Raw genomic sequence first — 15,020 nt, forward strand, 5'->3', positions numbered from 1 at the left:
ACTATTTTCCCAAAAGGTAAAGAGTTAAATAATTATTTTGCAAAAATACTTAAAGCTTTGAGCAATGCTGTATAGAGCAAGTTATAGGCGCTAGGATGGAAACAGAATTATGAGGTATTACCTAGGTACAATTCACTTGCAATTTAGCCCGCAAGTTTATTGATTTTATTCATGTTCCTTTCGCACCACTGTAAGGCTTTTTGTTTGTTTTTAACATTAATCTTCTGGTAAATCTTGTGCAAATGAACTCGCACTGTCGCTTCGCTAATAAATAAAGCATCGGCAATTTGGGGGCATGTTGCGCCAGAAGAAAGCAAGTGCAGTACTTTAGATTCTTTAAACGTTAAGTTATTTGATTGAATTTGATTTTTTTGCTCAGTTTCGAGCATCACTCTCATCCATTTATCGCTCACCGTTCTGGGAAACCACAAGGATCCCTTTTTAATTTCTTGCAGTCCCTGTTCAAAAATATCTGTCTTAGTGTTTTTAAAAAATAACCCTTTTAGTTTTGGCCAGTCTTTTAATGGCAGCACATCCGCTCTATGAGGCATATTAAAAATTACCAGATGATGATAACCATGAGTTTTCATGAACTCACTTATTAATTCACGGTTTGTCAAGGTGTCTAAAGAGTCGTAATTAAGCAACAGAGTTTTATCATCGTTCGCAATACAGTAAGGAAGAGTCGAAGCAGGTGACACAGAATCAGCCGCGTTTTTATTAAAAATAAAATCCATATTCACGCCAAAAACTATCGGTAAATGATAACAAGTAAATTGTGTTGCTGATTATTACGTGTAAAAAATGAAATTCCAACAGAGGAAAATCTTGCGCACATTTTTGTTTAGTTAGCTTTTGCTAACTTGGCTGCACTTTATTAAACATTACCTGAGCTAGGTACTCTTTTGAAGGTGAGAAATTTCTGAAATTTATTTCTACTTGATTGAAAAGTAATAAAAATAACGTTCATTTTTCGTTCATTTTAATTGTGTTACCCAGAAAGTTTACTGCGATAATACAAAACTAAACATTTATTTTTATTTGCTTTTTTGTAAAGAATCTAGTGGTTTATAATTCGAAAACATGGAGGTAATGCGGTTTATTTATACAGTTTTTGATAAAAATTAAAATAATTATACATATTTTCACAAAACTGACATATAATACCCCTCCAGAGGAAAGATGCTTATACCTAAGCGTCTTTTTTTATGCCTGAAATTTACGGGTAAAAATACACACACACGGTATCCTTTGGAGTTTTAATTGAAATTACGTCACCTCTCACAGTTAACTGTAGCTATTGTTGCTGCATTATCTACTTCAGCCTTAGCTGAGCAAGAAAAAACCACTGCTAAACAAGATGCTTTCGAAAAAATCGAAGTAACAGCGCGTAAGCGTACAGAAAGCATTTTTGAGTCGCCAACAGCAGTGACATCAATCGGTGAAAACCTGATTGATAAAGCGAACATGAGCAACCTAGAAGACATCGGTAAATACGTACCTAACCTAAACATCACTCGTTACGGTGTAGGTAATGCAGCACATGCATCTGTGTTTATTCGTGGTATTGGTTTACAAGACCACGTGATCACAACTGATCCGGGAGTAGGTGTTTACTTAGATGGTGTTTACCTTGGTCGTCAAATGGGCTCAAACTTATCATTACCAAATGTTGAGCGTGTAGAGGTATTACGTGGTCCACAAGGTACTTTGTACGGTCGTAACACATTAGGTGGTGCAGTAAATATTATTACTAAGCAACCTGGTGACGAAGGCATTGTAACGACAACGGCAAAAGTAGGTAGCCGTGGTCGTTTAGCCGGTGACGTTTACTTTAATAACAGCCTTACCGACACTGTAAGCATGTCTGCAAGCGTGTCTTATAAGCAACGCGATGGTGTAGGTGAAGCGATTAACCTTGCTAACCCAGAAAAAGAAATTGGTGAAGAGCAAGAGTTAAGTGGTCGTATGGCGCTTAAATGGCAAGCAAGTAGCGATTTATCTTTTGTGTTCTCAATTGATGGTGTTGATAACGAATCAGGCCAATCACCATACACAATTGAACTAACGGCGCCACTTGATCCGAATGATCCATTCAATGGTGATTTCCCATTACTTACAGAAGACATGTTACCAAGCGATCCTGATGACTTAGCAACGACGGTAGCGGGTATTGAGTCGACGGCTTATTCAGGCTGGGGTACTTCATTAACAGCTGACTGGGATATCAATAATACGTATACAGCTAAGTTCATCACCAGCTACCGTAGCTCAGAATACGAAGGGGGTCTTGATGATGACGCTGTTGCCCTTAACTTATCAGAGTTCCCTGAAGAAGGCGGCGCAGATCAATATTCATTCGAAATCCAGTTAAACGGTAGCTTCGATAACATGGACTTTGTATCAGGCTTATACTTCTTTAATGAAGATGGCTTCACAAGCTCTGGCCCGTTTGTATTTAGCCCATTCAACACACCTGATGGTCTTCTGAATGATGGTACTACAGCGTCTTTTGGTGATTACGGTTACTTTGATATAAACCAAGAAACTAACTCATACGCAGCTTATATCAATGCAAGCTATGACCTAAGCGACGATTTAACTGTGGGCGGTGGTCTACGTTATTCGAAAGATAAAAAAGAAGCCGATGCCTTATTCCCAACGTTTGCGACACGTAAATACGTGAGTGCTGATTTTGATGCGGTAACATGGGATTTAAATGCGTCGTACCAGCTTAGCAATAACATGAATGTGTATGGCCAAATCCAAAAAGGTTATCAAACAGGTGGTTTCCCTCCGCGTCCATTTGGTGGCCCTGATCAATTTGTTTCTTTCGATGAAACAAAAGCAATTAACTACGAGCTTGGCCTAAAAGGTCAGGTACATGAAGATGTATCTATGATGCTTGCTGTGTTTGTTACTGATTACACAGACCTGGCATTACCATTCTCAGATCCAACTGCAGGTGGAGGTTTCGTTACTATCGTAGAAAATGCGGGTGAGTCTAAAGCACAAGGTATCGAGCTTGAGACAACAATCGCATTTACTGATGACTTTACGCTACGTAGCGCAATTGGTTACCTAGATTCAGAAATCACAGAAGTTGATGACGGTGTATTAGGTATTGGTAAAGGTGACTCACCAGCACTAACACCACGTTGGACTGTGATGGTCGCACCTTCTTATTTCATTGATTTAAGTAACGGTGGCACAGTGGCAGTAAACGCTAACTATTCATACCGTAGCGATATGCAAGGTCAATCAGTTTACAACCAAAGTGAACACATTGATTCTCGTGAATTAGTGGGTTTCAACATTTCTTACTTAAACCCGAACGGTGACTTTGAAGTGACTCTTTACGGTGAGAACGTGTTAAACGAAGTATACGATGTGGGTCGTTTACAACAATCTGGTTTTGTTGGCGTAATGCGCAGCAATGACCGAAGTGAATTTGGCTTAAAATTCAAAAAAGAATTTGAGCTTTAATTACTAACAAAAAAGGGCAAGTAAATACTTGCCCTTTCTTTTTAATTATTTTTCTCTTGCTCGCGTTTTTCGCGCACTTCTCTTAATTCTTCAGCCAGTTCTTTTGCTTTTTGTTTGGTTTTTTCAGAAAGCTCACCAGCCGCTTCTTTACTCTCAATCCATGCATCTAAGGCAATTTCTTTACCATCGTCATACATGCTTAAGCCCATTTTCTTACTCTCTTCGAGTAACTCTTGCAGTGAGTCGTCGTTAAACTCATTGGTGGCGTCTTTTACGTCGCTCCAAGCATCATTTAGGGCTTGCTTTACTTCCTCTTTTGCTTCGCTGGCATCTTTCTTGGCCTGCTCTGCGTCATCACAACCTGTTAAGGCAATACAGCCTAATAAAACTAAGCTTGCTAATTTGTTCATATTTTTCTCTAATGGTTAATTAACTATTAAGCAGTATAAGCAATAAAAAATGAATATAGCTAGAACAGCACGATTAAGTTTTCGGTTAATGGATGAAAATGATGCCGAGCTACTTTATGAGCTCGATAACGACCCTGAGGTAATGAAACATCTCACTCGCGGCAAAGTATCCACTATGCAGACTGTTAAAGAGGTATTCATTCCACGCTTGAATGCGTATCGAAATGAGCAAAAAGGCTGGGGGCTTTGGCAAGTAAATATCATAGAGAGCAATACCTTTATCGGTTGGGTATTAGTCAGGCCCATGGGCTTTTTTGAACAACCTGATTTTAGTGATTTAGAAATTGGCTGGCGCTTTAAAAAAATGAGCTGGGGCAAAGGCTATGCGTCTGAGGCAGCACTTGCCATTGCTAAAGCCGTAAGTGAGCCAGAAGAAGTAAAGTCGCTCAGTGCCACAGCACTAAAAGATAACCTAGGCTCAATAAAGGTGATGGAAAAACTAGGCCTTAAGTTTGTAAAAAACTATATCCATAAAGATGAGCACGGTGAATTACCTGCAGTACTTTATTCATGTCCTAAAGAGCAGCTTAGCTAAGTTAATCGTAACTAATTGACCTTAAGTGTTTCACATGTCTAAATGGTCAAAATAACATCAAGAAAAAGGAAGTACCATGGCAAATTTAGTCAAATACGCGGCACATCTGTTGATCGTTACCGCGATATTCTTTCATCCGTCAAGTTTTGCAAAACAAGCCGCTGTCGCAATGCCTGATAGCTACAGCAGTGATACGGCTCGGGCTATTTTAGAGCAAGGCGGTAACGCCGTTGATGCGGCAATTGCGGCACAGTTTGTATTAGCAGTGACTTTACCAGAAGCCGGAAATATCGGTGGTGGTGGCTTTATGCTGATCCAAAAAGATGGCAAGGGTGATTTTATTGATTACCGTGAAACAGCCCCTGCTGCAGCTCATCGCGATATGTACCTTGATGATAAAGGTGATGTTATTGATAACATGTCTGTGTACGGTATTCACGCAAGTGGTGTTCCGGGCAGTGTTGCTGGAATGTGGCTTGCCCATCAAAAGCACGGCAGCTTAGAGTGGAAAACTCTGCTAGAGCCTGCGGTTAAATTAGCAGAGCAGGGCTTTATTGTGCATCCTAAGCTAGCTGCGAGTATCGAGCGTTATATTGCGCGAATGGCCAAAAAGTCGGTAAACATTAACTTTGCTGATTACTTTGCCGATGCTAAAGCAAATAAGGTATTTAAACAGCCGGAACTTGCCGCCACACTAAAACGTATTCGTGATCAAGGTAAAGCTGGTTTCTACGAGGGTGAGACAGCAAAGATCATAGCGTCATTTATGAAGCAGCACGGCGGTATTATTACTGAGCAAGACTTAAAAGCTTATCAAGCTAAGTCACGTACACCAATTAAGGGTAACTGGCGCGGTTACGAAGTGCTCACATCGCCACCGCCAAGTTCAGGTGGTATTGCTATTTTGCAGTGGCTAAAAATGTACGACTTGGCAAAGCCTGAAGGAAAGCTTGAGCACAACTCGACCACCTATGTCCATATTTTGGCTGAAGTAGGTAAACGCGTATTTGCCGACAGAGCAGAATATTTAGGCGACCCAGATTTTTATGAGGTGCCAAAAACAGCTCTACTTGCAGATGATTATCTTAGCAATCGTGCAAGTACAATTCGCCCAGATGCCATTTCGACAACTGAGAACATCAAACCGGGTTTACACGAAAGTGAGCAAACAACGCATTTTTCTATCCTAGATAAGTGGGGTAATGCCGTTGCTAATACCACGACCATCAACTTAAGCTTTGGCAGTGGCGTGGTTGTATCGGGCGCAGGATTTATTTTGAATGATGAAATGGATGACTTTAGTGCCAAGCCAGGTGTGATGAATGTATTTGGTGCAATTGGTGGTAAAGCTAACGAAATTCAACCTCATAAACGCATGTTGAGCTCAATGACACCGACCATTCTACTTCAGGATAACAAAGTTAAAATGGTAACAGGCTCTCCGGGTGGCACCACGATTATTAGCTCTGTGTATGAGTCTATTTTAAATGCGGTTGAATTTGATATGACTGCAGAGCAAGTGGTAGACAGCCCACGTTTTCATCACCAGTTATGGCCTAAAAATGTGATTAGATACCACACAGGTCTTGAACCAAAGGTTGTTAAAGCGCTTGAGAAGATGGGTTATACACTTGATGAACGCCATTTTGGTGATATGCATGTGATCATCAATAAAGACGGTAAATTAGATGCAGCCTCTGAAGCATCTGGCCGTGGTAAAGCAATGGTGTTTTAATTAAGCTTTAAACTAGACAAAAAAGCACCCTCGGGTGCTTTCTTTGATTTGGTGGGCTGTTTAACCAATCGCTGGAATAAGCCCCGCCATTTGTAAACCTTGAGCACTAATAATAAGCACACCAAACAGGGCGGCCAGTGCTAAGCCAATATTACCGCCTTTAACTTGGTAACCCGCATCAGGTTTGCTGCTTCGTTGCTTATAGACCATAGCAACCGGTAAAAACACCGCTAAAATAACCAGCGCAATGGCGGCGTAGCCAAGTGCCATAATAAACCCTTGTGGATAGAATAGCGCAAAGCCTAGCGGTGGAATAAAGGTGATCAAGGCTGTTTTGATACGATCTTTACTGCCATCACCTTTTTTAAATGCATCAGCAAAAAAGTCGAATAAACCTAAACTCACCCCTAAGAAAGACGTGGCCAACGCTAAATCAGCAAAAATGTTCACAGCAGTGGCAACATGTGGGCTGTGAGCAATGCTAGCGACACTGCTTACGAATCCAGGTAACCCTTGACTTTGTAGTAAGTCGCTTTGACTCATCATGCCTTGGCTAAGTAATTGCCAAAAAATGTAAATTACTAAAGGCAATGCGGCACCTGCCACCATTACTTTACGAAGTGTTTTGATATCTAAACCCACGTATTTCACAATCGATGGAATAGAGCCATGAAAACCAAACGAGGTAAACACCACCGGGATTGCAGATAAGATCAGACCTTGTTCAATAGGCATTTCAAGTAAGTGTTGGCCATGAACATAAGGTGTCAGCATATAAAATAAGCTGGCTAGTACGCATACTTTAATAGTGAACAGTACGCGGTTAAGCTTATCGACTTTGCTGGTACCGAGTGTCACCACAGTACCGATCACAACAGCCAGAATAACTGAGCCAACTTGCGGTGCTAAAGAAAGCGATAAACCATTGTTGAGCTTTTCTTGTAATTGCGCACCACCACCTGCGATATAGGCAGCGCATAATGCGTAAAACAAAAACATCACTGAAAAGTTAGCGACCCATTGCCCACGTTTACCCAACCATGACTTAGCTAACGTATTGAGGGTTGCATCTCTGTCGGCATATTGATGCAGCTCTAGCATCAGCAATGCTGTGTAGGTCATTAAAACCCAAGTTAAAAAGATTAGTGATAACGCTGTTGTGAAACCAAGCCCTGCGGAGGCGATAGGCAATGCCAGCATCCCTGCACCTATGGTGGTGCCAGCAACAATTAACATGCTACCTATTGTTTTATTTTTAAGCACTTTTTGCCCCTTAAACTTCGTGAGAGGCAAGCAAGATATAACTTGTTTAACAAAACTTAAATAGTTTTGTTATAAATCAAAGAAATTAAATGTAACCTATGATTTACATGTGCAAACAGGCTGTTGAAATCAGCAAATAACTTTTTGCCAAATAGCATGAGTATTCGTGTTGACAAAATCACCATTTAGGCGGATTCTTAAGCTTCTTCAACTTACTTTATTAAATACCATGATGCAGCTAAACCAACGACCAACAAACAATTGTATGCGCCTGACCTCATCAGTCGTATGGTCTGTTATGTGCTGCGGTTAATTAAGTAAGTTTTACTAACCGCGTTCTAAGCGGTTGGTTATTTCCCTTTTAAATTTTCTTCCGCTTTTTTCGCCTTTTTAAAGGAATAAGCTTGTGCCTGTTAAAGCCTCATATTTTTTAATGGTGGTGATTTGGTCAACAACACCACTGGGTATTGTTTGGAGTAGTGAAACGGTAGCACCAACCCTGGCTGTGTTTTTACGCATGCTGGTGGGGCTGGTGTTGGCTTCGTTTGTCGTTGCTGTTGCCAATATCCGAGTGCCTTGGCATCGCCGTGCTTTATTCCTTTATGGCTATTCAAGCATAGGTATTTTTGGCGGCATGTTATTAAGTTACATGGCAGCTAAAACAGTGCCTTCTGGGTTAATATCATTAATGTTTGGCCTTGCACCAATTTTATCGGGCTTACTTGCGCAAAAAATCTTGAACGAACCTAAGTTTAGCGCCATTAAGCTTGGCGCACTTGGCTGTGCCTTAATTGGTTTATTTTTAGTAAGCCAACGCCATATTCAAGGGGGAGTAGAGCAGCTTAGTGGCCTGTTATATGTATTTATGGCAGTGTGCTTTTTTAGTTTGAGCGGTGTGATGATCAAACGGGTAAGAATTGCTATTCATCCAATGGCTACCACATTTGGCGCGTTGGTTTTTGTAACCCCGCTGTTTTTTATTACTTGGTTGCTGGTAGATGGGCAACTTAATAGCCAGATGTGGAGTGCAAAATCAATGTACTCAATTGTTTACTTAGGCGTGTTTGGTTCATTAATTGGTGCGCTGGCGTATTTTCATGTATTGCAGAAGTTGAACGCCAGCACGGTCGCATTAACAACCCTGATCACACCAAGTTTTGCAATCGCGATTGGTGGTTTACTTAATGATGAGCCCATTGACCAAGCACTGATTGTTGGCGCGACCATCATTATGATTAGCCTCGCATTTTTTCAGTTTGGCGATAAGTGGCTAAAGCGCTTTAAGCGCGTGAAATCGGTAGAAATGAGTTAAGGCTAGTAGCCGCTTCGGCGGCTACATTTTTGCAATTTGAATGACTAAACGACGGTTTTTGTTGCGGTCTAAAATGTTGTCGTTGCTGGCAACATGGCGCTTTTCACCGTAACCATCGGTATCTACTTTGCTTTCATCAACCCCTAAGCTAACAATGTAATCCTTAATCGCTTTAGCGCGTTTTTTTGATAACTCGAGGTTATTCCAGCGACCACCGTAGCTGTCGGTGTAAGAAGATATTGAAATAGATTCGATATTGGTGTCGTACTTTAAGTATTCGCCAATTTTATCTAAGCGTTTTTGTGATGATTTAGTCAGCTTGCTGGTATTAGGCTCATAGTTCATCACTGTGAACGAAATATCTTCAAAGCTGTAAGGCAGCATTGCATCTCGGCACTGTAAAAACGCCCAATAAGCTTGCTTAAAGTTGACACTCGATAAACCAACGGCAATTTTATCGGCACTGTTTTGCCAGTCTTGGTAATAAAATGTCGGTTGGTAACCTTTTTCAAGTTCGGTGAGCATTTCCCAAGCGGTTTTGTTGCCAAGCTCGCCGTCAAACTTACGTAATAGCTTCATATTTGCTAAGTCGCGAGCAGGCATACCTGCACGCCAGCTAGGTGGTACGGCTTTTAGGCCAGCAATACTGTAGTTGTCTGGGCGTACGACCATATCAAGGTTGAAGTTTACGTCTTTATTTTTACTGGCAGTGGTGCTGAAAATTGCTTCACCATAGTAAGGAACTTCATGATTTAATTGGCATTCTAAGCGAGAAGTTTTAACCATTTGCCAGTTCGACATATCAGCATTAGCGGTATACTCACGCATGGCTGCATGCGCATTTATACTTGCAACTGAGGTTAATAGGCCTAGGCTTAAAGGAAGTAATGAAAGCTTCATCACGGTAATTCTCCAACAAATCATCAATGCCAAATTATTGGCAATTTTTGTGTTTAATTGCTTCAGCACACTAAACACAGGGCTAGCTGATTAATATAAAGCAAGTAATGTGCCTAAAAACTCAGTAAGAATCTTCGATTTCACACTATTTACTCTAGCAGAGTAGCCGTGGTTTTTGACATAATAGCCAGCTTACACTGGCAAACCAAGAAGACTATGGAAAATACTGAACAAACTCTTTTCGCAAAACGCTTTCGTGGCTTTTTTCCTGTTGTGATTGATGTTGAAACCGCAGGTTTTAATAAAGAAACCGATGCGTTATTAGAAATTGCTGCATCTGTACTGAAAATGGATGACGACGGCGTGTTAAGTATTGATCATACTGTGCATTTTCATGTTGAGCCATTTGAAGGCGCGAATATTGAACAAGCGGCCATTGAGTTTAATGGTATTGATCCTTTTTCTGCGCTGCGTGGTGCGGTGCCTGAGGAAGAAGCGATTAAAGAAATCTGTAAAGTCGTGCGCAAGGCACAAAAAGCAGCGGGTTGCCAGCGTTCAGTGGTTGTAGCACACAATGCAGCGTTTGATCACGGCTTTTTAAATGCTGCCATTGAGCGTTGTAAAATTAAGCGCACGCCATTTCATCCATTTGTTAGCTTTGATACTACATCACTGGCAGGCCTTGCACTAGGGCAAACAGTATTAGCTAAAGCGTGTAGGGCGGCAGGTATTGAGTTTGATAATAAGCAAGCTCACTCAGCACTTTATGATACCGAGCGTACTGCAGAATTGTTCTGTTTAATCGTTAATCGCTGGCAACAACTCGGCGGTTGGCCATTGCCTGAAACTGAAGTAAGTGAAGAAGAGCAAGACTCAGCCGTTAAAACGACTGAGTGATCTTACCTTCAAAAAAACGCACCATGTTAGGAGGGTAAATACGTGAAAACTGTTTACTCTCTTGTGCTATCTTAAGCTCCACCCCTGGATGCATTAATTCATTCACTTTTAAGCGACTTGTTGCTAATAAGCGCGCAATCTTAATTTTCACTAAGTGTTTCTTTTTCTTTGTGTTGGCTGTTTTAATTTTAATCTGCTGCTCGCTGGCAGTGATCTTTTTAATATAATGCGCCCGTTGAGCTGGGTCGGGTATTTTATTGGCCTTTTTGCGTGCTTGCTGTAAGGCAGCTGCTTTTGTCGCTAATAACTTTTCAAAGTCATTAATTTGCTGCTGCTTTTGGCGTAAATCATGCCAGTACTGAGCAATGAAAACCCGTGTTTTAGTGCCTGATGGCGCACCAAGCTCGCCGGTTTCTATTCGCATCGCATCTAAAATATTGCCACCAATAATTTTGCCTCGCGGGTTATTGGCTTTGCCGACTCGAATAAGGCGGCGAGCGCTTAAATCACAATGTAAAGCTTGGCGTTCAATGAATAAATCTTGCTCTGTTTTTATATGGCAGTACTGAGCATAACCCACTGAGATAGTGCGCGAAGCCGTTATGTTACAGGTAAAGTTTTCGACGTTTTCACGTTTTCTGCCAACAGCCCCAAGCATCACGGTGACTTCACTTTTACTTTCAATTGTGGCTGATTCAACAAACCCTAAAACAGTGATATCACCCGTGGCTTTGACGCGCATACCATCTTTTACATCACCACTAATAATAACACTGCCATCAAATTCGACATGGCCCGTACTCACATCTACATGATGAAAACACAATACGTCGTCAACGCGCATACCGCGGGGTAGGGCAACAGGCACGCCCTTCGCATCGGCAATCAACATATCGCTATTATTAGGGTCAATACGCGTTCCTTCGAATGGCTCAAGAGGTAAGTCTTTACCAGGTTTTGCAGGCATTACATCACCAAACACAGTAAAGCCATCTTCACCGGGTGTTGCAGGAACTCGCTGCATTAATGGTGTACCCGGCTTAACGGTAATAATGGCACCTAAATTACGCATGTCGACTTTACCGCCAGAGGTCGCTTGCGGGCTAAGAACGCGGTCTTGTGCTGTAGAGCATAAGCGCACGAATTTAGCATCGGTGCCTTCTTTAGGCATTCGGCCATGGGCAACAATTGCGGTGTAATGGGCGCCGGGTGGTTGCTTAAATTGTTGGCCTAAAAAGGTATCAAGGGCACGTAAACTAATGCCTTTAATCACTCCCGCCTCTGCAAGCACCTCTTGCGCCATATCCATGCTAACAATTTTACCGCCACGGGCTGTTGTTAAGCTTGCTTCAACCACCATGTTTTTAGCATCGACTTTTACTTCAAGGTGAGCATCAACGGCTTTAGCAACCACTAAAGATTGGTTTTGATATTGGCTGCTAGGTATAAACAACTTGCCTATATTGGCATCAATATATTCGTAGCTGGCATAAGGAGACTGCTCAAGTAATTCAATTAATTGAGAACTCGTAGTAGGAAAACCCGCATCACGAGGATGCTCACACAAAGAGACATAGCCGCTTTGTTCATCGAATGAAAACATCGACATCTGAAAAGCCCTGTAAAAAACTGCCTGTTATTATAGTTATGTGTTGTTACAGGTTATTTTTGAAGAAGGGTAACAACGTTTCCTATTTCAGCACAACTTTTGTACTATGTTAAGAATTTGTATGATTAAAATGTGAAAATATGTATAAAAACTGATTTTTCCTGCCTGAAAATTCAGCATTCAAAGGTACTTAGCAAAAATTTCCCGATTAATGCCTTGAGTATGAATAGGCTACTCAGTTATACTGCACGAACACTCTGAATGAGATACCAAATTCAGGGGCTGATTAGGATTCGACGGAATTCAAGACGCCCGAGGTGCATGTCGAGGTGCGGTTGGCCTCGTAAAAAAGCCGCAATTTAAAGTAATCGCAAACGACGATAACTACGCTCTAGCGGCATAATAGCCCGCTAGCACTTCTCCGGTGTATGTCTGTGGACCCGGTTCTGAAGTGTCACCCTACACGGACTCGCTACGGAAACCCTGGCCGGGGTTGAAGGGCTAAAACTAAGCGGCCTCGCCTTTGCAGATCGTGTTCGTCCGAGCTGTATAAGGTTAACTAAAAGACGATACTAAGCATGTAGTACCAAAGGTCGAGGCTTTTCGGACGGGGGTTCAAATCCCCCCAGCTCCACCAAATATGAAAAAGGCTGCTCTCAGAGCGGCCTTTTTTATTGTCTAAAATATAGAAGTAATAGATGGCATTATTTACTATTTCTTATCTATGGCATCACAGGGCTGATACCATGTTAACCTTTCAGATGCTAAGGCTGAAATAACTTTATTAACAAAACTTTGACCTCCGCCTATTGGGTTATAAATGCCGATTACTCTGGGTGTTATTCTAATATTCTCGTCATGGAGCAAAGCTTTGATCGAACCGAGTGATAAAATCGAATTTTGAATGGTTGTTTGATTTAACTCGCTTGGTAAAGGTAGATTAGCAGAAACAAGTTCACCTGTAGCCCCCAGTGTTTGAACAACTAAAGTACCTGTTAAGTTTCCAGCTTTTGCTTCAGCTGCGATTGCAGGTAAACCAGACAAATTCACATTTCCATTTAAGACATTAATAGTCGCAGTGAGTCTTAACCCAACTCCTACATATACTGGCAAATTCACGAGTTCATAGTTCTGAATATCGTAGTTAGATAAATCAAAAAGTGATTTTAGCTCTTTGTTTTCATCTACCTTTGAGAATAAACCATCATTTGGATTAACTATAACATTATAATTAGATACTACATTATTTGGAACGTGTTCAAATAACTTTAGGGGTTGGCCTTTTTTGTAATTTGGGTAAGTATATTCAGCTCCCCACCATTTTACATCTGGTATTTGGCCGGATATTTCTCTTTTAACTAAAAAGCTACCCTTTGTGGTGTCTGTATTTGCATAGTCAATAATAACTTGATAAGAACGACCTTCATAACCAATTGTTGATGGGCCAAAGTTAAGTGTCCCATCAGATGTAAATTCAGCAACTGCTAAACGAACTGTTTGATCAGGAAATGAATCTTTTAAATTGCGCAAAACAATTTCTTTATTTTTAAATCTAAGTTCGTTATCTGCTGGGGAGCAACTAGCCCCCTCTAGAGTCTGTACAGGTAAGGGATCAAATGGTATGTAACTATATGATGTTTGTTTCTCAGCTAATGTATCAGGAATTTTAGTATGTGATGTACATCCAGCTAGAACTGAGATAGATAAAATAAATGTAATAAACTTCATGAGCATTCTCCTTTGCCTAATAAAAAAGTGCATGCTTTTATTTTAAATATAATGAATTTTATTTATATTATTTTAAATTTAAACTTCGAATTTAAAATAATATATTAGGTCTTTTTTTAGAATGTGCAAATTTAAGTTTTTACTAGCTTTTATTATGCTTAATGATTTTTAAAGGTGTTATTATATAAGCAATGTAAAATTATATATAAAATAACCTCTAAGCACAGGTACTTAGAGGTTTTTTCTAAACAATCAACTGAACGGCATCAATAATCGGTTTGTTTTCTATATCAATGGTGTCGATGATGTGTTTGTGTAGGCGCTTTTTGTGCTCGGCGAAAATCGCGCGTTTTTTATCGAACTGGCTGGCAAATTCGAGGGCGCTATTAAATAAAGCTTCTTTGTTTGGGCAGGCTTGTTCAATAACATGATCCGTGGCAAGTTCGCCTGCGGTAACGCGGCGGCCTGTTAGCATCATCTCGTTAAAACGATAGTCTGGAATAGCTTTTTTAATGAAGGCGAGCATGCCCGGTAAAAACGGGATTGATAAGTCAACTTCTGGGAAGCAGAAGAAACCACGGTCGCTTTGCATAAACCTAAAATCACAGGCGCACGATAAAATTGCACCATTACCAAACGCGTGGCCATTAATTGCTGCAATGACTGGCATTGGGAACAGTAATAGGCGTTTAAATACCGCATCCATTGAGTGCATAAAGCCACTTACTTCAGCAAATTTTTGTGTTTTTAATGCGGGCATAAGCCAATCGGTATCTATGCCCAAGCTCCATGATTTTTCGCTGCTTGAAGTGATCACCAGTGCTTTGTGTTCAGGATTACGTTCGATTTCGTCAAGGCAAGTTAAAAAAGCCTCTGCAAAAGCAGGGTTATGGCGATTTTCAGCTGTTGTCATAGTTAAGATAGCAACAGATCTTTGTGTACTTACATTCATCAGTGTCATGCTGTGCCTTTAATTTTATTGTGTTGTGGGCATAGTTATATACCATCGGTTTAACAAAATAAACCACAAGTCTGACCAGTTGTGAATTTAGGGGCACTTCTCTTTTGGTTGATATGGTCTTTTA

The 15,020-nt window shown here is 40.9% G+C and carries 12 protein-coding genes and 1 other RNA gene; 6 read left to right on the forward strand and 7 right to left on the reverse strand.

The window, feature by feature from the left end:
• Window positions 1-143: 143 nt before the first annotated feature.
• Window positions 144-737 carry a helix-turn-helix transcriptional regulator gene (locus PASHI_RS01320; protein ID WP_062564326.1) on the reverse strand — a complete coding sequence of 198 codons (594 nt, stop codon included), beginning with the start codon at window positions 735-737 and terminating at the stop codon, window positions 144-146.
• Between the two features lie 526 nt (window positions 738-1,263).
• On the opposite strand from PASHI_RS01320, the gene PASHI_RS01325 reads away from it, so the two are divergent.
• Complete coding sequence (locus tag PASHI_RS01325; protein WP_062564327.1) at window positions 1,264-3,486, forward strand: TonB-dependent receptor; 2,223 nt, start codon at window positions 1,264-1,266, stop codon at window positions 3,484-3,486.
• 41 nt (window positions 3,487-3,527) lie between these two features.
• Here the strand turns inward: PASHI_RS01325 and PASHI_RS01330 are convergent, their stop codons facing one another.
• Complete coding sequence (locus tag PASHI_RS01330; protein ID WP_062564328.1) at window positions 3,528-3,896, reverse strand: hypothetical protein; 369 nt, start codon at window positions 3,894-3,896, stop codon at window positions 3,528-3,530.
• 49 nt (window positions 3,897-3,945) lie between these two features.
• Between PASHI_RS01330 and PASHI_RS01335 the strand changes: the two genes are divergently transcribed.
• Both PASHI_RS01335 and ggt read left to right on the forward strand, forming a co-directional pair.
• A complete protein-coding gene (locus tag PASHI_RS01335) occupies window positions 3,946-4,491 on the forward strand; it encodes a GNAT family N-acetyltransferase (RefSeq protein WP_062564329.1) in 546 nt (181 codons plus the stop codon).
• A gap of 76 nt (window positions 4,492-4,567) precedes the next feature.
• Window positions 4,568-6,226 (forward strand): gamma-glutamyltransferase, encoded by a 1,659-nt coding sequence (ggt, locus tag PASHI_RS01340; protein ID WP_062564330.1) that lies wholly within the window; start codon window positions 4,568-4,570, stop codon window positions 6,224-6,226.
• Between the two features lie 60 nt (window positions 6,227-6,286).
• Here the strand turns inward: ggt and PASHI_RS01345 are convergent, their stop codons facing one another.
• A complete protein-coding gene (locus PASHI_RS01345; protein WP_082710851.1) occupies window positions 6,287-7,489 on the reverse strand; it encodes an aromatic amino acid transport family protein in 1,203 nt (400 codons plus the stop codon).
• Window positions 7,490-7,895: 406 nt separating this feature from the next.
• Between PASHI_RS01345 and PASHI_RS01350 the strand changes: the two genes are divergently transcribed.
• A complete protein-coding gene (locus tag PASHI_RS01350; RefSeq protein ID WP_062564331.1) occupies window positions 7,896-8,801 on the forward strand; it encodes a DMT family transporter in 906 nt (301 codons plus the stop codon).
• Window positions 8,802-8,822: 21 nt separating this feature from the next.
• Here PASHI_RS01350 and PASHI_RS01355 read toward each other — a convergent pair whose 3' ends face one another.
• Window positions 8,823-9,701 (reverse strand): flagellar protein MotY, encoded by an 879-nt coding sequence (locus PASHI_RS01355; protein WP_054561850.1) that lies wholly within the window; start codon window positions 9,699-9,701, stop codon window positions 8,823-8,825.
• A gap of 216 nt (window positions 9,702-9,917) precedes the next feature.
• Between PASHI_RS01355 and rnt the strand changes: the two genes are divergently transcribed.
• Window positions 9,918-10,598, forward strand: coding sequence for a ribonuclease T (gene rnt, locus PASHI_RS01360; RefSeq protein ID WP_062564332.1), 681 nt, complete (start codon window positions 9,918-9,920; stop codon window positions 10,596-10,598).
• On the opposite strand, the gene PASHI_RS01365 is transcribed toward rnt, so the two are convergent.
• A complete protein-coding gene (locus PASHI_RS01365) occupies window positions 10,582-12,207 on the reverse strand; it encodes a FapA family protein (RefSeq protein WP_062564333.1) in 1,626 nt (541 codons plus the stop codon). The genes rnt and PASHI_RS01365 overlap by 17 nt on opposite strands.
• A gap of 278 nt (window positions 12,208-12,485) precedes the next feature.
• Here PASHI_RS01365 and ssrA point away from each other — a divergent pair.
• Window positions 12,486-12,844, forward strand: a transfer-messenger RNA (tmRNA) gene (gene ssrA, locus PASHI_RS01370).
• 74 nt (window positions 12,845-12,918) lie between these two features.
• Here the strand turns inward: ssrA and PASHI_RS01375 are convergent.
• Both PASHI_RS01375 and PASHI_RS01380 read right to left on the reverse strand, forming a co-directional pair.
• Complete coding sequence (locus PASHI_RS01375) at window positions 12,919-13,935, reverse strand: hypothetical protein (protein WP_062564334.1); 1,017 nt, start codon at window positions 13,933-13,935, stop codon at window positions 12,919-12,921.
• Window positions 13,936-14,179: 244 nt separating this feature from the next.
• Entirely contained in the window at window positions 14,180-14,896 is a 717-nt protein-coding gene (locus PASHI_RS01380) for an enoyl-CoA hydratase/isomerase family protein (protein WP_062564335.1), read from the reverse strand.
• Window positions 14,897-15,020: the final 124 nt, after the last annotated feature.

The sequence above is a fragment of the Pseudoalteromonas shioyasakiensis genome, assembly GCF_001550135.1.
GTDB classification, from domain to species: Bacteria; Pseudomonadota; Gammaproteobacteria; order Enterobacterales; family Alteromonadaceae; genus Pseudoalteromonas; species Pseudoalteromonas shioyasakiensis.

Excerpts from the sequence above, each read along its gene's own strand:
- PASHI_RS01320 (WP_062564326.1), bottom strand. The coding sequence starts at position 737 with ATGGATTTTATTTTTAATAAAAACGCGGCTGATTCTGTGTCACCTGCT.
- PASHI_RS01330 (WP_062564328.1), bottom strand. The coding sequence starts at position 3,896 with ATGAACAAATTAGCAAGCTTAGTTTTATTAGGCTGTATTGCCTTAACA.
- PASHI_RS01335 (WP_062564329.1), top strand. The coding sequence starts at position 3,946 with ATGAATATAGCTAGAACAGCACGATTAAGTTTTCGGTTAATGGATGAA.
- ggt (WP_062564330.1), top strand. The coding sequence starts at position 4,568 with ATGGCAAATTTAGTCAAATACGCGGCACATCTGTTGATCGTTACCGCG.
- PASHI_RS01355 (WP_054561850.1), bottom strand. The coding sequence starts at position 9,701 with ATGAAGCTTTCATTACTTCCTTTAAGCCTAGGCCTATTAACCTCAGTT.
- rnt (WP_062564332.1), top strand. The coding sequence starts at position 9,918 with ATGGAAAATACTGAACAAACTCTTTTCGCAAAACGCTTTCGTGGCTTT.
- PASHI_RS01365 (WP_062564333.1), bottom strand. The coding sequence starts at position 12,207 with ATGTCGATGTTTTCATTCGATGAACAAAGCGGCTATGTCTCTTTGTGT.
- PASHI_RS01375 (WP_062564334.1), bottom strand. The coding sequence starts at position 13,935 with ATGAAGTTTATTACATTTATTTTATCTATCTCAGTTCTAGCTGGATGT.
- PASHI_RS01380 (WP_062564335.1), bottom strand. The coding sequence starts at position 14,896 with ATGACACTGATGAATGTAAGTACACAAAGATCTGTTGCTATCTTAACT.